Origin of the sequence: Streptomyces sp. NPDC049879 (genome assembly GCF_044461265.1) — a bacterium.
Lineage (GTDB): Bacteria > Actinomycetota > Actinomycetes > Streptomycetales > Streptomycetaceae > Streptomyces.
Genome location: NZ_JBITKT010000012.1, coordinates 1 through 16920 on the forward strand (window position 1 = coordinate 1; position 16920 = coordinate 16920).

At 72.5% G+C, this 16920-nt stretch carries 14 protein-coding genes; 3 read left to right on the plus strand and 11 right to left on the minus strand.

What is annotated here, in order from left to right:
• Positions 1-216: 216 nt before the first annotated feature.
• The 3 genes from ACIBPC_RS29830 to thyX form a co-directional block, all read right to left on the minus strand.
• Positions 217-1902 (minus strand): ribonuclease J, encoded by a 1686-nt coding sequence (locus tag ACIBPC_RS29830; RefSeq protein WP_362965316.1) that lies wholly within the window; start codon positions 1900-1902, stop codon positions 217-219.
• Positions 1903-2031: 129 nt separating this feature from the next.
• On the minus strand, positions 2032-2931 hold the full coding sequence (gene dapA, locus ACIBPC_RS29835) for a 4-hydroxy-tetrahydrodipicolinate synthase (protein ID WP_398848977.1): 900 nt from the start codon (positions 2929-2931) through the stop codon (positions 2032-2034).
• 204 nt (positions 2932-3135) lie between these two features.
• Positions 3136-3828 (minus strand): FAD-dependent thymidylate synthase, encoded by a 693-nt coding sequence (gene thyX, locus ACIBPC_RS29840; protein WP_398849146.1) that lies wholly within the window; start codon positions 3826-3828, stop codon positions 3136-3138.
• A 214-nt stretch (positions 3829-4042) separates the two neighbouring features.
• On the opposite strand from thyX, the gene ACIBPC_RS29845 reads away from it, so the two are divergent.
• A complete protein-coding gene (locus tag ACIBPC_RS29845) occupies positions 4043-4246 on the plus strand; it encodes a hypothetical protein (protein ID WP_398848978.1) in 204 nt (67 codons plus the stop codon).
• Positions 4247-4318: 72 nt separating this feature from the next.
• Positions 4319-4864: a hypothetical protein gene (locus tag ACIBPC_RS29850; RefSeq protein WP_362965310.1), complete on the plus strand. Its 546-nt coding sequence runs from the start codon at positions 4319-4321 to the stop codon at positions 4862-4864.
• 30 nt (positions 4865-4894) lie between these two features.
• On the opposite strand, the gene ACIBPC_RS29855 is transcribed toward ACIBPC_RS29850, so the two are convergent.
• The 6 genes from ACIBPC_RS29855 to eccD all read right to left on the minus strand — a co-directional run bounded on the left by ACIBPC_RS29855 (position 4895) and on the right by eccD (position 12025).
• Complete coding sequence (locus ACIBPC_RS29855; protein WP_398848980.1) at positions 4895-5383, minus strand: hypothetical protein; 489 nt, start codon at positions 5381-5383, stop codon at positions 4895-4897.
• A gap of 3 nt (positions 5384-5386) precedes the next feature.
• Positions 5387-6142: a 4-hydroxy-tetrahydrodipicolinate reductase gene (gene dapB / locus ACIBPC_RS29860; RefSeq protein WP_362965306.1), complete on the minus strand. Its 756-nt coding sequence runs from the start codon at positions 6140-6142 to the stop codon at positions 5387-5389.
• Between the two features lie 47 nt (positions 6143-6189).
• Positions 6190-7560, minus strand: coding sequence for a pitrilysin family protein (locus tag ACIBPC_RS29865; RefSeq protein WP_362965304.1), 1371 nt, complete (start codon positions 7558-7560; stop codon positions 6190-6192).
• Complete coding sequence (locus ACIBPC_RS29870; protein WP_362965302.1) at positions 7557-9779, minus strand: polyribonucleotide nucleotidyltransferase; 2223 nt, start codon at positions 9777-9779, stop codon at positions 7557-7559. The genes ACIBPC_RS29865 and ACIBPC_RS29870 overlap by 4 nt, the downstream gene beginning before the upstream one ends.
• A gap of 324 nt (positions 9780-10103) precedes the next feature.
• Positions 10104-10394 (minus strand): 30S ribosomal protein S15, encoded by a 291-nt coding sequence (rpsO, locus tag ACIBPC_RS29875; protein ID WP_052852115.1) that lies wholly within the window; start codon positions 10392-10394, stop codon positions 10104-10106.
• 203 nt (positions 10395-10597) lie between these two features.
• Positions 10598-12025 (minus strand): type VII secretion integral membrane protein EccD, encoded by a 1428-nt coding sequence (gene eccD / locus ACIBPC_RS29880; RefSeq protein ID WP_398848983.1) that lies wholly within the window; start codon positions 12023-12025, stop codon positions 10598-10600.
• 111 nt (positions 12026-12136) lie between these two features.
• Between eccD and eccCa the strand changes: the two genes are divergently transcribed.
• Complete coding sequence (gene eccCa / locus ACIBPC_RS29885) at positions 12137-16105, plus strand: type VII secretion protein EccCa (RefSeq protein WP_398848985.1); 3969 nt, start codon at positions 12137-12139, stop codon at positions 16103-16105.
• A 99-nt stretch (positions 16106-16204) separates the two neighbouring features.
• Here the strand turns inward: eccCa and ACIBPC_RS29890 are convergent, their stop codons facing one another.
• Both ACIBPC_RS29890 and ACIBPC_RS29895 read right to left on the minus strand, forming a co-directional pair.
• On the minus strand, positions 16205-16498 hold the full coding sequence (locus tag ACIBPC_RS29890; protein WP_362965295.1) for a WXG100 family type VII secretion target: 294 nt from the start codon (positions 16496-16498) through the stop codon (positions 16205-16207).
• 45 nt (positions 16499-16543) lie between these two features.
• Positions 16544-16906: a WXG100 family type VII secretion target gene (locus ACIBPC_RS29895; protein ID WP_398848987.1), complete on the minus strand. Its 363-nt coding sequence runs from the start codon at positions 16904-16906 to the stop codon at positions 16544-16546.
• Between the last annotated feature and the right edge of the window lie 14 nt (positions 16907-16920).

The window sequence follows — 16920 nt, forward strand, 5'->3', positions numbered from 1 at the left end:
TTGGCATTGACTTTTGGCACGCTGTTGAGTTCTCAAGGAACGGACGCTTCCTTCAAGACCCTCTCAGGCCTCTCCGGGCGCTTCCCTTCGGTGTTGCTCGCCTGCCTTGGGAGCCTTGGCAGTTGGCCTGTTCGGCTTCCCCCGGCGGCGATGACGTAAACGTACTTGAGCGGGGCGCCCGGATGCAAATCCTGGCGCCCCGCCCGGTGCTGAGGGTCAGACGTCGACGACGACCGGCATGATCATGGGGCGCCGGCGGTAGGTGTCGGACACCCACTTGCCGAGCGTCCGCCGTACGAGCTGCTGGAGTTGGTGCGACTCCACCACGCCGTCCTGGGCCGACCTGGCCAGCGCCTCGTCGATCTTCGGGATGACCGCGGCGAAGTCCGCGTCGTCGATGCCGGAGCCGCGGCTGTGGATGCTCGGACCGCTGACGATCTTGCCCGTGCTGCTGTCCACCACCACGACGACGGAGATGAAGCCCTCGTCGCCCAGGATGCGACGGTCCTTCAGGCTGGACTCGGTGACGTCGCCGACGGACAGGCCGTCCACGTACACGTAGCCCGCCTGGACCTTGCCGACGATCTTCGCCTTGCCGTCCTTGAGGTCGACGACCACGCCGTCCTCGGCGATGACGATGCGCTCGGCCGGGACCCCGGTGAGGACGCCGAGTTCGGCGTTGGCGCGCAGGTGGCGCCACTCGCCGTGCACCGGCATCAGGTTCTTCGGTCTGCAGATGTTGTAGAAGTACAGCAGCTCGCCCGCCGAGGCGTGGCCGGAGACGTGGACCTTGGCGTTGCCCTTGTGCACCACGTTCGCGCCCCAGCGCGTGAGGCCGTTGATGACGCGGTAGACCGCGTTCTCGTTCCCCGGGATCAGCGACGACGCGAGGATGACCGTGTCGCCCTCGACGATGCGGATCTGGTGGTCCCGGTTGGCCATCCGCGACAGGGCCGCCATCGGCTCGCCCTGGGAGCCCGTGCAGACGAGGACGACCTGGCTGTCGGCGAGGTCGTCCAGCGCCTTGACGTCCACCACCAGGCCCGGAGGGACGCGCAGATAGCCGAGGTCGCGGGCGATGCCCATGTTCCTGACCATCGAGCGGCCGACGAACGCGATGCGGCGGCCGTGCTCGTACGCGGCGTCCACGATCTGCTGGATGCGGTGGACGTGGCTGGCGAAGCTCGCCACGATGATGCGCTTGTCCGCGCGCGCGAACACCTGGCGGAGGACGCCGGAGATGTCGCGCTCGGGGGCGACGAAACCGGGCACCTCGGCGTTCGTGGAGTCGGCGAGGAGCAGGTCGATGCCCTCCTCGCCGAGCCGGGCGAAGGCCCGCAGGTCGGTGAGGCGGCCGTCGAGCGGCAGCTGGTCCATCTTGAAGTCGCCGGTGTGCACGGCCATGCCGGCCGGTGTACGGATGGCGACCGCGAGGGCGTCCGGGATCGAGTGGTTGACGGCGACGAACTCGCAGTCGAAGGGGCCGATGCGTTCCCTGTGTCCCTCCTTCACCTCCAGGGTGAAGGGGCGGATGCGGTGCTCCTGGAGCTTGGCCTCGATGAGGGCGAGCGTCAGCCGCGAGCCGATGAGCGGGATGTCCGGCTTCTGCCGCAGCAGGAACGGGACGCCGCCGATGTGGTCCTCGTGGCCGTGGGTGAGCACGATGCCGTCGATGTCGTCGAGCCGGGACGTGATGGAGCTGAAGTCCGGCAGGATCAGATCGATGCCGGGCTGCTCCTCCTCCGGGAAGAGGACGCCGCAGTCGACGATGAGCAGCCTGCCGCCGTACTCGAAGACGGTCATGTTCCGGCCGATCTCGCCGAGGCCGCCGAGCGGGGTAACGCGTAGGCCACCCTCAGGAAGCTTCGGCGGACGGCCGAGTTCTGGATGCGGATGACTCAAGAGACTCTCCTGACCACGCGCGCCACCCGCCCCGTTGCGGGCTTGTGGCGCGCGTGACTGTATGCACTGGTCGGTATTCAGTTATCACCCTGGGTGCGGGAATCCGCGCCTCGGGCAACGTCTGTGTGTTCAGATCTGTACCCCGCCGGCGGCGAGATCGCGCGTGAGCTGTGCCGTCTCGTCGGCGCTGAGGCCGACGAGGGGCAGGCGCAGGGGGCCGCCGGGGAGGCCCTGGAGATCGAGGGCGGCCTTGGTGGTGATCACGCCCTGGGTGCGGAACATGCCGGTGAAGACGGGCAGCAGCTTCTGGTGGATCTCGGTGGCCTTCGCGACGTCACCGCTCGTGTAGGAGTCGATGAGGGCGCGCAGCTCCGGCGTGACCACGTGGCCGACGACGGACACCACGCCGACCGCGCCGACGGACAGCAGCGGCAGGTTCAGCATGTCGTCGCCCGAGTACCAGGCGAGGCCGGTGGTGGCGATGGCCCAGCTCGCGCGGCCCAGGTCGCCCTTGGCGTCCTTGTTGGCGACGATGCGCGGGTGGGCGGCGAGCCTGACCATGGTCTCGGTGGTGATCGGCACGCCGCTGCGGCCGGGGATGTCGTACAGCATCACGGGCAGGCCGGTGGCGTCCGCGATGGCGGTGAAGTGCTGGTACAGGCCCTCTTGCGGGGGCTTGTTGTAGTACGGGGTGACGGTGAGGAGCCCGTGGGCGCCCGCCTGCTCGGCGGCGCGGGCCAGCTCCAGGCTGTGCCGCGTGTCGTTGGTGCCGACCCCGGCGACCACGTGGGCGCGGTCGCCGACCGCCTCGACCACGGCCCGCACGAGCCGCGCTTTCTCCGCGTCGCTCGTGGTCGGTGACTCGCCGGTGGTGCCGTTGACGATCAGACCGTCGTTGCCGGCGTCCACCAGGTGGGCGGCGAGGCGCTGGGCGCCGTCGACGTCGAGGGAGCCGTCCGCCGTGAATGGCGTGACCATGGCGGTCAGGACCCGCCCGAAGGGGGTCTGCGGTGTGGAGGTCGGAGCCATAGGTTCCACGCTACTCGCAGCTCAGCGTGCCGGGGGCCATCGGGGCGTGCATCGGGGAGAACCCGGCACCGTCTGCTCGGGGGTTCAGACAGCGCCGGGTCCGTTCATTCACCCTAGATGAACTTAGTGAAATGTCGCAATACGTGACACTTCAATCGGGTTTTCCGCTCGCCCGGCCACCGGTGGGGGCGGGCGTGGCGGCGGTCAGGGGGCGATTCGGCCGTTCGCGTTGAAGGCGGCGTAGGTGAGGGGCATGAGCCGCGCCCACTCGGCCTCCATCAGCTCGGCGACCATCTCGATCTCCCGCTGGGGGAAGGACGGGACGGCGGCGCGCTCGTCCTTGGTGCGCAGGCCGAGGAAGTGCATGAGCGACCGCGCGTTGCACGTCGCGTACATCGAGGAGTACAGGCCGACCGGGAGGGCCGCCCTCGCCACCTCGCGGGCGACCCCGGCGGCGAGCATCTCCTGGTAGGCCGCGTACGCCTGCCGGTAGGTGTCCTCCAGGGTCTTGGTCACCAGGGCGTGCTGGTCCTGGGTGCCCGGGACGAACTCGTACTTGCCCGGCCTGCCCTGCTGGACCAGCCTGCGGTCCTCGGCCGGCACGTAGAAGACGGGGCCGAGCTGCCGGTAGCGGCCGCTCTCCTCGTTGTAGGACCAGCCGACGCGGTGCCGGTGGAACTCGCGGAAGACGAAGATCGGGGCGCTGATGAGGAAGGTCATCGAGTTGTGCTCGAACGGGCTGCCGTGCCGGTCGCGCAGGAGGTAGTTGATCAGGCCGCGGGAGCGCTCCGGGTCCTTCCCCGCCTCCTCGATGGACTGCTCCCCCGCGGTGGAGACACGGGCGGCGAAGAGCACGTCCGTGTCGGCGGCGCTGTGCTTGACCAGCTCGACGGTCATGTCGCTGCGGAAGCTGGGGGTGTCGGTCACCTGCGGGTCCTTCCCGGTGGACGGCGGAGCGGGGACCAGCCTAGGGCCAGGCACCGACAGCGGGGACGGGGCCGGGGCGGGTACGGGGGACGATGGGGGAAAACGGGTGGAAACCGACTTCTCCCCGGGAGTCGGATTCTTCATTTGATAACTTTGTATTGCCTGCGATGAGGGGGTGGATGTCATGGCCGATCCGGCCGGAGAGTTCCTCAGCGATGTCGAGCCGCCGCGCCGCCCGCGGCCGACCGTGGGCCGCCTGCTCGGCGGCCTGCTGTTCGGCCTGGTGGTCGCCGCCGCGCTGGTGGGAGCGCTGCTGCTCGGACGACCGGCGCTGGACGTGGACCAGCAGCAGGCCCCCCACGCACCGGAAGCAGCCGACGGCCGCTGAGCGCGATAGCCTCACCGTTCACAGCACTGTCCCCCCGGATAATCCGACTGTGATACGAACGAGGACTCCGCTTTGCCCCTGCATTTCCTCACGGCCGACCGAGAATCCGACCGCGACGCCCCGGACACACCGCTCGTCCACTCCGGTCTGGACTCCTGGCGCCGCCCCTACCGGCTCGGCCCCTGGCGCGTGGCCGTCGCGGCGATCATGCTGCTGCTGGCCGCCTACATCCTGATATCCGCCCTGGTCATCGCCATGGCGGGCCCACCGTCCGGAGCCAGCGCGACCGTGTGCGTCGCACTGGTCGTCATCGCCCTGGCCCTGCGCATCCTGCGCATCGGCATCTGGGTCAGCCCGCGCGGCCTGCGCCGCGTCGGACTGCTCACCACCCGCACGCTCCGCTGGCGCGAGGTGGCGCGGGTGAGCACCGTCCAGCAGCCCGTGAAGTGGCTGGGCCTGCCCCGCAGCGTGCAAGGCCAGGCCCTCCACATCGAGCGCCGCAAGGGCGAGCCCCTCGCCACACTGCTCACGGACCACAGCGCCGACTTCCTCGGCCGGTCCGCGTCCTTCGACCGCGCCGCCGACACCGTCGAGGCGTGGGCGGCCGAGCACCGCTGACCGGCGGGGCGCGCAGACCCTCCCAAGCCCTCAGGGAGTCCGGCCGGACAGGCCGGGCTCCCTGTCCGTGTCCGTGCCCGCGCGGCCCGCGCGCAGGGCGATGGCGTGCTGCATCGCCTTGCGGGCGCGCGGCGTGTCCCGGGCGTCGTGGTAGGCGACCGCCAGACGGAACCAGCAGCGCCAGTCCCCGGGCGACGCCTCCGTCTCCGCCTGGCGCACGGCGAAGACCTCGTCCGCCGAGGCCCGGTCGATACGGCCGCTCGGCGTCCTGGCCAGCTCGTCCACCGGCAGCCCGCCCTCGGCCTCCAGCTCACGCGCGAGCCGGTTCGCGTCCAGCACGAAGCGGCCGCTGCGCCACAGGAACCACGCGCCGATCAGCGGCAGCACCAGCACGGCGAGGCCGAACGGGACCGTGACCCACGTGCCCTGCGCCACGAGGACGACACCGCGGTGCCCCGTCAGCAGGAAGTAGCCGACGAGGACGGCGCACAGGACGATGTAGGTGATCTTCGCCCGCACCGGTCAGCCGTCCAGGTCCATGAAGTGTTCGAGCCCCACGGTGAGGCCCGGCGCGCCGCCGACCCGCCGCACGCCCAGCAGCACGCCCGGCATGAACGACCCGCGGTTCATCGAGTCGTGCCGGAGCGTGAAGATCTCGCCCTCGTCGCCGAAGAGCACCTCCTGGTGGGCCACCAGGCCGCGCAGCCGCACCGCGTGGACGGGGACGCCGGAGACGTCCGCGCCGCGGGCGCCGTCGAGCGCGGACGCCGTCGCGTCCGGCTGGGCGGGCAGCCCCGCGGCCGCCCGCGCGTCGGCGACGAGCTGCGCCGTGCGTACGGCCGTGCCGCTGGGCGCGTCGGCCTTGTCCGGGTGGTGCAGCTCGACGATCTCGACGGACTCGAAGAAACGGGCCGCCTGCGCCGCGAACCGCATGGTGAGGACGGCGCCGATGCCGAAGTTCGGGGCGATCAGGACGCCGGTGCCGGGCGCGTCGGCGAGCCAGCCGCGTACGGTGGCGAGCCGTTCGTCCGTCCAGCCCGTCGTGCCGACGACGCCGTGGATGCCGTGCGCGACGCAGAACTCCAGGTTCGCCAGCACCGCGTCCGGCCTGGTCAGCTCGACGGCCACCTCGGCGCCCGCGTCCACCAGGGACTCCAGCCGGTCGCCGCGCCCGAGCGCCGCGACCAGCTCCATGTCCTCGGCCGCCGACACCGCGCGCACCGCCTCGGACCCCATGCGTCCCGAGGCGCCGATCACGGCCACGCGCAGCTTGCTCATCGTGTCACTCATCTCTTTCCCAGGGGTCCGGGGGTGTCCGCGGCCGGTCAGGCCACCGCGTCCCGCAGACGGGCGGCCTGGCGGTCCTTCACCGGGCCGATGACGGCCAGCGAGGGACGCTGCCCCAGGATCTCGCGCGCCACCTCGCGCACGTCGTCCGGGGTGACCGCCGCGATGCGCTCCAGCATGGCGTCGACGGTCAGCTGCTCGCCCCAGCACAGCTCGCTCTTGCCCAGCCGGTGCATCAGCGAGCCGGTGTCCTCCAGGCCGAGGACCGTGGACCCGGCGAGCTGCCCGATGGCGCGGCGCACCTCGTCGTCGTCCAGTCCGTGCTCGGCGACCTGCGTGAGCTGCTCGCGGCAGACGGCCAGGACGTCCCCGAGCCGGTCGGGGCGGCAGCCGGCGTAGATGCCGAAGAGGCCGCAGTCCGCGTAGCCGGACGTGTGGGAGTAGACGTTGTACGCCAGGCCGCGCTTCTCGCGGATCTCCTGGAAGAGGCGGGAGCTCATGCCGCCGCCGAGCGCGGTGGACAGCACGTTCAGCGCCCAGCGCCGCTCGTCGTGGCGGGACAGGCCCGGCATGCCGAGGATCAGGTGGGCCTGCTCGGTGGGGCGCGTGACGACGTCCAGCTTGCCCGCCGCGCGGACCGTGCGGTGGCCGCCGCGCGGGCCGACCGGCTCGGCGTCGCCGGTGCCGGGCAGGGCGCCCGCGGCCTCGAAGGCGGCGGCGACGCGGGCGGTGACGTCCTCGTGCGTGACGTTGCCCGCGGCCGTGACGACGAGGCGCGTCGGGTCGTAGTGCTTGCGGTAGAAGCGGGCGACGCGGTCGCGGGTCAGGGCGTTCACGGTCTCGACGGTGCCGAGGACCGGCCTGCCGAGGGGCGTGTCGCCGAAGAGCGTGGCCGCGAACAGGTCGTGCACGCCGTCGCTCGGGTCGTCCTCGGTCATGGCGATCTCCTCGAGGATGACGTCGCGCTCGGCGTCGACCTCCTCGGGGGCGATCACGGACGAGGTGAGCATGTCGCAGACGATGTCCACGGCGAGCGGCAGGTCGGTGTCGAGGACCCGCGCGTAGTAGCAGGTGAACTCCTTCGTGGTAAAGGCGTTCATCTCGCCGCCGACCGCGTCCACGGCGGCCGAGATGTCCAGGGCGCTGCGGCGTTCGGTGCCCTTGAAGAGCAGGTGTTCGAGATAGTGCGTCGCGCCGCCGAGCGCCGGGGTCTCGTCCCGGGAGCCGACGCGCGCCCAGATGCCGAACGTGGCGGACCGTACGCCCGGCACGGTCTCGGTGACGACCCGCAGGCCGCCGGGGAGGACCGTCCTGCGGACGGCGGCGCCGTCGGCGGGGCGCGGACCGGGCACGGCCCGCCCCACCGGAGCGGTGGGGCGGGCCGTGGCCTTGGCTGAGCTGCGGGTCACTTGTCGGCGCCGTCCTCGGCCGCCGCGTCCGAGGACGCCTCCTCCTCCAGGACGGGGATGAGGGAGAGCTTGCCGCGCTGGTCGATCTCGGCGATCTCGACCTGGACCTTCTGGCCGACGCCGAGGACGTCGTCCACGTTCTCGACGCGCTTGCCGCCGGCGAGCTTGCGGATCTGCGAGATGTGCAGCAGTCCGTCCTTGCCGGGGAGCAGCGAGACGAAGGCGCCGAACGTCGTGGTCTTCACGACGGTGCCCAGGTAGCGCTCGCCGACCTCCGGCATCGTCGGGTTGGCGATGCCGTTGATCGTCGTGCGGGCGGCCTCGGCGGACGGGCCGTCGGCGGCGCCGATGTAGATCGTGCCGTCGTCCTCGATGGTGATGTCCGCGCCGGTGTCCTCCTGGATCTGGTTGATCATCTTGCCCTTGGGGCCGATGACCTCGCCGATCTTGTCCACCGGGATCTTGACGGTGATGATGCGCGGCGCGTTCGGGGACATCTCGTCCGGGACGTCGATCGCCTCGCTCATCACGTCGAGGATGTGCAGCCGGGCGTCGCGCGCCTGCTTCAGGGCGGCGGCGAGCACGGAGGCGGGGATGCCGTCGAGCTTCGTGTCGAGCTGGAGGGCGGTGACGAACTGGCGGGTGCCGGCGACCTTGAAGTCCATGTCGCCGTACGCGTCCTCGGCGCCGAGGATGTCGGTCAGCGTCACGTAGTGCGTCTCGCCCTCGATCTCCTGGGAGATCAGGCCCATGGCGATACCGGCGACCGGCGCCTTGAGGGGCACACCGGCGTTCAGCAGCGACATGGTGGAGGCGCAGACGGAGCCCATGGAGGTGGAGCCGTTGGAGCCCAGGGCCTCGGAGACCTGCCGGATCGCGTAGGGGAACTCCTCGCGCGTCGGCAGCACCGGGACGAGGGCGCGCTCGGCGAGCGCGCCGTGGCCGATCTCGCGGCGCTTCGGGGAGCCGACGCGGCCGGTCTCGCCGGTGGAGTAGGGCGGGAAGTTGTAGTTGTGCATGTAGCGCTTGCGGGTCACCGGGGAGAGGGTGTCCAGCTGCTGCTCCATGCGGAGCATGTTCAGCGTGGTGACGCCGAGGATCTGCGTCTCGCCGCGCTCGAACAGGGCCGAGCCGTGCACCCGCGGGATCGCCTCGACCTCGGCGGCGAGCGTACGGATGTCGGTGACGCCGCGGCCGTCGATGCGGACCTTCTCGCGGATGACGCGCTCGCGGACCAGCTGCTTGGTCAGCGCGCGGTAGGCGGCGGAGATCTCCTTCTCGCGCCCCTCGAACTGCGGCAGGAGCTTCTCGGCGGCGACCGTCTTCACGCGGTCCAGCTCCGCCTCGCGGTCCTGCTTGCCCGCGACGGTGAGGGCCTGCGCCAGCTCGTCGCGCACGGCGGCGGACAGGGCCTCGAAGACGTCGTCCTGGAAGTCGAGGAAGATCGGGAACTCGCCGGTGGGCTTGGCGGCCTTGGCGGCGAGGTCGGACTGCGCCTTGCACAGCGCCTTGATGAACGGCTTGGCGGCTTCGAGGCCGGCGGCCACGACCTCCTCGGTCGGCGCGGTGGCGCCGCCCTTGACCAGCTCGATGGTGCGGTCGGTCGCCTCGGCCTCGACCATCATGATCGCGACGTCGCCGTCCGGCAGGACGCGGCCGGCGACGACCATGTCGAAGACGGCCTCCTCCAGCTCGGTGTGCGTCGGGAACGCCACCCACTGGCCGCTGATGAGGGCCACGCGGGTGCCGCCGATGGGGCCGGAGAACGGCAGGCCGGCGAGCTGCGTGGAGCAGGACGCGGCGTTGATGGCGACCACGTCGTACAGGTGGTCGGGGTTGAGGGCCATGATCGTCTCGACGATCTGGATCTCGTTGCGCAGGCCCTTGCGGAACGACGGGCGCAGCGGCCGGTCGATCAGGCGGCAGGTGAGGATGGCGTCCTCGGAGGGCCGGCCCTCGCGGCGGAAGAAGGAGCCGGGGATCTTGCCGGCCGCGTACATCCGCTCCTCGACGTCCACCGTGAGCGGGAAGAAGTCGAGCTGGTCCTTGGGGTTCTTCGACGCGGTCGTGGCCGACAGCACCATGGTGTCGTCGTCCAGGTAGGCGACCGCGGAGCCGGCGGCCTGGCGGGCGAGCCGCCCGGTCTCGAACCGGATCGTGCGGGTGCCGAAGGAGCCGTTGTCGATGACGGCCTCGGCGTAGTGGGTCTCGTTCTCCACCTTGTAATATCTCCTCTTCTGCGCCCCCTGCGGCGGGGGCGGGTGGGGTGGAGCACCTCCGACGAGCCGGCCTTCGATCGAAGCCCCCGGGCACTGCCCGGAAGCCACTACCGAGGACCGGCGACGGTCTGGCAGGCGCTCCGCCTCCTGCGTCGTCTCGCTGGGTCGTCCGGCTGGGCCGTCCGATCCGTACGTCGGGTCCAGCCTACAAAGGAGCCGGGCATCGGGCCCGGCGCCGGGGTGTCTCGTGTGTGTTCCGTACACGCACCGGTATACGGCGAAGGGAGCGGCCCCGCCAGCGGTGGCCGCTCCCTCGTGGGCGTACTACCTCGCGCCCGCCGCGCCGCGGCGGATGCCGAGGCGCTCGACCAGCGCGCGGAAGCGCTGGATGTCCTTGCGCGCCAGGTACTGGAGCAGGCGGCGGCGCTGGCCGACCAGCAGCAGCAGGCCGCGGCGGGAGTGGTGGTCGTGCTTGTGGGTCTTCAGGTGCTCGGTCAGGTCCGAGATGCGGCGGGACAGCAGCGCCACCTGGACCTCGGGGGAGCCGGTGTCGCCCTCCTGCGTGGCGAACTCGGCGATGATCTGCTTCTTCGTAGCGGCGTCGAGCGACGACACACGTACTCCTTGGGGATGTCATGTAGGGCCACCGAGTGCCTCCGCCTGATGCGCGGAGGAGCTTCCTGAACTCGGGAGGCGGGGTCCGCTGAGCGCTTCCTCCAGAAGACTCCGGGGGCGCGTACGCAAACGGCCAGTGAGCACGGTACAACAGATCGGCGTGCCGAGCACATCCGGGCAGGTGGGGGGCTCGGGCGGCGGGGTCAGCCGCTCGTCAGGCCGCGGGCCTCGGCGTAGACGTCGAGCACGGCGAGGCAGAGCGGGATCAGCGACAGGAGGACCGCGCCCTCCGTGAGGTCGAGGACCCGCCCCCAGAACGGGGTGAGACCGGCGCGGGGCACGATCAGGGCGACGGAGGCGATGAGGGCGGCGCCCGCGGTGAGGGCGGCGGCGAGCCAGAGGGTGCGCAGGTCGCCGTCGGCTGAGGTGCCGAGCGCGTGGCCGAGGGCGAGGAGCGCGAGGGTGACGAGCCCGGCGGCCAGCAGCGTCGTCACCTGGACGGCGTAGCGGAAGAGGCGGGCGCGGGTGAGCAGGGCGATGCCCGCGGCCAGCGCCAGGAGGCGGCCCCAGCCGTCGGACGAGAAGGCGAGGACGGCCGACGCGCTGGTCGCCAGCAGCGCGCAGCCGCCGGTGAGGCCGAGGAGGATCTGGTGTCCGCGCCGCGCCTGGGCGGCGATGCGGGCGGTGTCGACAGGGTCGGTCCGCGGGGCTGAGTCGGCGGAGTCGTCCGTCTCGTAGCCGGGGCGCGGGGCGGTGTAGCCGATGGGGAGGCGCACCAGGCTCGCGGTGAGGGCGGGCAGGAACGCGAGGGCGCCCAGGGCGAACGGCACGCAGACGGCGGCGGCGGCCGTCGGCTCCGCGTCGGTCGCGATGGCGCCGAAGGTGGCGAGGGCGGCCGGGGCGGCGGCGCCCGCCGTGGCCGTGAACCAGGCGGCGGCGCGCGGGAGCGCGGCGATCAGGGCCACCGAGACCACGAGGACGGCCAGGAGGCCGAGGAGCAGTTCGAGGCGGCCGACGCCGTGGCCCGGGTCGAGCGGGAGCAGCCCGGTGCCCGCGACCAGGGCGTGCGGCAGGGCGGCGAGGCCGAACGCGACGGCGGCGGCGTGGTCGTCGTAGACCCGTGCCCGCACGGCGGCGAAGGCGGCGAACAGGACGGCGAGCACCCCGGCGACGAGGCCGGGGATGCCGTGCATCCCGTGGGTGCCGGGCTCGCCCGCCCACAGGACGGCGGCGGTGAGCGCGCCGAGGACGCCCGCCGCGGTGAGGCCGGCGGTGCGCAGCAGGTCCTCGTGCCACAGCAGGCGGTCGCGGGTGACGGCGTCGGCGATCGCGTCGGTGACGTCGTCGTGGACCGGGGGCGGCAGCGAGTCGGCGAAGGGCCGGAGGGCGAGGACGTCGCCGTCGAGGACGCGCTGGGCGGCGAGGGTGCGGGCGCCGTCGAGGATGGTGCCGTCGCGGCGTACGAGGTGGTAGCCGACGGGCGCGCCCGGCTCCGGTTCGGCGCCGCTGAGGTGCAGGATCTCCGGGCTGAGGTCGGCGAGCGGGATGTCGTCCGGCAGGGCCATGTCGATCCGGCTGGCGGGCGCGGCGATGGTGACACGGCAGAAGCCGGTGGTCGCGGTCGTGCTCACGTGCTGTCTCCCTCCCCGGGCACGGACTGCGCCCGCCACCCTACCCGCTGTGCTGTCGGTGGTCCCTACTAGGATCGGTGACAAGGCATCAGCTGTGACCGGGGGGTCCCGATGAGTCAGGTCGTGGTCAAGCGTCCGCCGCGGGCGTTGCCCGAGCGGGCCGCCGAGGAGGCGGTGACGCTGCTGCCGCCGCCCGAGCTGCCGAGGGGGCAGCAGGAGGGCGTGCTGATGCAGCTCGTGCCGATGCTGGGCATGGGTTCCTCGGTCGTCTTCTTCTTCATGCCGAACGCCGCGCCGTTCATGCGCATCATGGGCCTGCTGATGCTGGTCTCGACCTGCGCGATGGTCGTGGCGATGATCGTGCGCTTCCGGCGGGGGACGCAGGGGGAGATGGCGCAGCTGCGGCGCGACTACCTGCGGTACCTGTCGCGGACGCGCGAGACGGTCCGGGAGACGGCGCGGGAGCAGCGGGACACGCAGCTGTACCTGCATCCGGCGCCCGAGCAGCTGTGGGCGCTGGTGGCGGACGGCGGCCGGGTGTGGGAACGCCGGGCGGGCGACGGGGACTTCGGGCAGGTGCGGCTGGGGCTCGGCGAGCACCAGCTCGTCACGCCGCTGGTGGCCGCCGAGTCCGCGCCGGTGGACGAGCTGGAGCCGCTGACGGCGGGGGCGCGGAGGCGGTTCCTGGACACGCACGGCACGGTGCACGGGCTCCCCATGGCGGTGTCGCTGCGCGCGTTCCACCGGATCGCGGTGGGCGGTGAGGCCGAGGCGGTGTACGGGACGGTCCGTGCGCTGGTGGCCTCGCTGGTGGCGCTGCACTCCCCCGAGGACGTGCGGGTCGTCGTCGTGGCGGCGGGGGACGAGGCCGTGCGGCGCTGGGAGTGGACGAAGTGGCTGCCGCACCTCCAGGGAGCGGCGCAGGACGGGGCCGGGTCGCGCAGGCTCTTCGCGCGGAGCCTGGTGGACGTGGAACCCGAGCTGGTGCCGCTGCTGGAAGGGCGGGGACGCTTCTCGCCCGGCGGCAAGCCGGTGCTCGACCAGCCGCACGTGCTGGTGCTGCTGGACGGGGCGCGGGTGCCGCCGCACTCGGCGTTCGCGGCGGCCGAGGGGCTCCAGGGCGTCACCCTCGTGGAGGTGTCGCCCGGCGGGGACGCGCCGACGGCGCGGGACGGGCTGGCCGTGCGGTGCCGGCCGGGGCTGCTGCGCCTGGAGTCGCCCGACGGATCGGTGTTCGACGGCGAGCCCGACGTCCTGCCGCTCGCGGCGGCGGAGGCGCTGGCCAGACAGCTCGCGCCGCTGCGCCTGGGGACGGCGGCCGACGAGGACGAGCCGCTGCTGGCCGACCTGGACTTCGCCGACCTCCTCGGGCTCGGCGACCCGGCGACGGTGGACGTCGCCAGGACCTGGCGGCCCCGGTCGGCGGGCGAGCGGCTGCGGGTGCCGATCGGCGTCGACGAGGAGGGCCGGCCGGTGATGCTGGACCTCAAGGAGGCGGCGCAGGAGGGCATGGGCCCGCACGGGCTGTGCGTGGGCGCGACCGGGTCGGGGAAGTCCGAGCTGCTGCGCACGCTCGTGCTGGGCCTGGCGGTCACGCACACGTCGGAGACGCTGAACTTCGTGCTGGCCGACTTCAAGGGCGGCGCCACGTTCACGGGGATGGCCGGGCTGCCGCACGTGTCGGCCGTGATCACGAACCTGGCGGACGACCTGACACTGGTCGACCGCATGGGGGACTCGATCCGCGGCGAGCTGCAGCGGCGGCAGGAACTGCTGCGCGCGGCGGGGAACTACGCCAATCTGCACGACTACGAGAAGGCGCGGGCGGCGGGCGCGCCGCTGGAGCCGCTGCCGTCGCTGGTGCTGGTGATCGACGAGTTCAGCGAGCTGCTCACCGCGAAGCCCGACTTCATCGACATGTTCATCCAGATCGGCCGGATCGGCCGGTCGCTCGGCGTGCACCTGCTGCTGGCGTCGCAGCGGCTGGAGGAGGGGCGGCTGCGCGGCCTCGACACGTACCTCTCCTACCGGATCGGTCTGCGGACGTTCTCGGCGGCGGAGTCGCGTACGGCGATCGGCACGCCGGACGCGTACCACCTGCCGCAGATCCCGGGCTCCGGCATCGTCAAGTTCGGCACGGAGGAGATGACGCGGTTCAAGGCGGCGTACGTCTCCGGGCCGTACCGCGAGCCGGCCGCGCCCGCGGCGCCGAGCGGGCCGCGTCCGGTGCGGCGCCATCCGGTGCTGTTCACTGCGGAGCCGGTGGCGGTGCGGTACGCGGAGCCCGACCCGCGGACGGCGCTGGCCGCCGCGCCCGCCGCGCCGCCGCAGGACGACGCGCTGGCGGAGACGGTGCTCGACGTGATCGTGCGGCGTCTCGAAGGGCGCGGTCCGGCGGCCCACCAGGTGTGGCTGCCGCCGCTCGACTCGTCGCCGACGATGGACGAGCTGCTGCCGGGGCTGCGGGTCGTGGAGGGGCGCGGGCTGCAGGCGCCCGGCCGGTCGGGGGCGCTCGCGGTGCCGCTCGGCCTGGTGGACAAGCCGTTCGAGCAGCGCAGGGAGGTGCTGTTCCGGGACTTCTCGGGTGCCGGGGGCCACATGCTGGTCGTCGGCGGCCCGCAGTCGGGGAAGTCGACGCTGCTGCGGACGCTCGTCGCGTCGTTCGCGCTGACCCACACGCCCGCGGAGGCGCAGTTCTACGCCCTGGACTTCGGCGGCGGCGGGCTGGTGACGATGGCGGGGCTGCCGCACGTCGGCGGTGTGGCGTCCCGGCTCGACCCGGACCGTGTGCGGCGGGCGGTCGCGGAGGTCGGCGGGGTCTTGGCTCGGCGGGAGGAGCTGTTCCGCAGGCGGGGCATCGACTCGATGGCGACGTTCCGGCGGATGCGCGCCGCCGGGCAGCTGCCCGACGAGCCGTGGGGCGATGTGTTCCTGCTGATCGACGGCTGGGCGGCGTTCAAGCAGGAGTACGACATGGCGCTGGAGCCGGTCGTGACGGACATCGCCGCGCGGGGCCTCGGCTTCGGCGTCCACCTGGTGGTCACGGCGTCCCGGTACATGGAGCTGCGTCCCGCGCTCAAGGACCAGCTGACCAACCGGCTGGAGATGCGGCTCGGCGACCGGCTCGACTCGGAGTTCGACCGGAAGGTGGCCGGGGCGGTCCCGGCCGACGTGCCGGGCCGGGGGCAGACGCCCGAGAAGCTGCACTGGATATCGGCGCTGCCCAGGCTGGACGGCGTGGCGCGGGCGGCGGACCTGGCGGAGGGCACCGCGGGGCTGGTCGCCGCGGTGCGGGACGCGTGGGCGGGCGGGGCGGCGCCGTCCGTGCGGATGCTGCCGCGCCGGTTCGCGGCGGCCGACCTGCCGAAGGGCTTCGAGCGGCCGGAGCGCGGGGTGCCGATCGGGATCGGCGAGACCGATTTGGAGCCGGTGTACGTCGACTTCGACCGCGACCCGTTCCTCTTCGTCATCGGCGAGAGCGAGTCGGGGAAGACGGCGGCGCTGCGGCTGGTCATGCAGAAGCTGACCGAGCGGTTCTCCCCGGCCGAGGCGCGGTTCGCCGTGACGGACTTCCGGCGTTCGCTGATGGCGGCGGTGCCGGAGGGCTATGTGGCCGGGTACGCCACCTCGGAGCAGAAGCTGCACACGGACGTGATGTCGCTGCACAGCCTGTTCCAGAAGCGCGCGCCGAAGGACAACATCACGATCCAGGAGCTGCGGGCGCGTGACTGGTGGAGCGGGCCGCGGATGTTCGTGATCGTGGACGACCACGATCTGACGGCGGCCGGTGGCAAGAACCCGCTGGCGATGCTGGCGGAGCACCTGCCGTACGCGCGGGACACGGGCATCTGCTTCGTCATCGCGCGGGGGGCGGCGGGGGCGTCGCGCGGGCTGTTCGACCCGTTCCTCGGGCGGATGCGGGACCTGGGGGCGCAGGGGCTGCTGCTGTCGGGCGATCCGAAGGAGGGCGAGCTGCTGCACGGGGCGCGGATGCGGACGCTGCCGCCCGGCAGGGCGCAGCTGGTGTCGCGGAAGCGGAACGGCGGTCTGGTGCAGCTGGGCTGGCTGCCGGAGGAGTAGCGGGCCCGGTCCGAGCGGGACCGGCGTACGACGGACCGGGGTGGTACCGGCGGCTGATCCGCCGGTACCACCCCGGTCGTCGTCGGGCGGGGCGGGCTGTCAGCCGCCCTCGATCGCCCCGCGCAGGCGGAGGTCGGTGGCGCGGTAGGCGGCTCCGGCCTCGGCGACCTGGTTGCCGGTGCGGCCCAGCAGGGTGGCGAGGCGGCCCGTCTCCTCGGCGAGGACGGCGATGTTCACGTCGAACGCCGCCTTGGCCTCACCGGTCCACCCCGCGGCGACGCGGGTGAGTCCGGCCCTGAGGTCGTCCAGCTTGGTGATGAGCTGGCGCTCCTCGTGGGTGAGTCCCTCCGCGCCCGCGGAGAGGGCGGCGTAGCTGACACCGATGTTGGTCATGGACGTGCCTTCCTGTGGTCGGTGGTGCCGGTGCGAGCGGTCGGGTCAGAGGTCGGCGATGCCGCTGTTGAGCCGGAGGTCCTGGTAACCCGCGTTGACCGACCGCAGCTGGGAGGCCTGTTCCTGCTCCTCGGCGGTGAACGAGTCACGGCTCATCTGGACCAGTTCCTTCAGGTTGCCCACCGAGTTGATCAGCCGGTTGAGCGTGTTGCGGGCCTCTTCGGCACCCGAGCCGAACTGCGACGCGGCCTCGCCGCGCCAGCCGGCGATGGCGTCCCCCGCCGAGTTGGCGACGCCGCGCCGGGTGTTGTCGAGCTGGATCAGCACCTCGTCCATCGTGGTGGTGAGAGCGGTGATGCTCTCCTCACTGACGACGACGTCCTGACCGGCGCCTGCGGCATCCGTCATGTCGAACCCCTCCT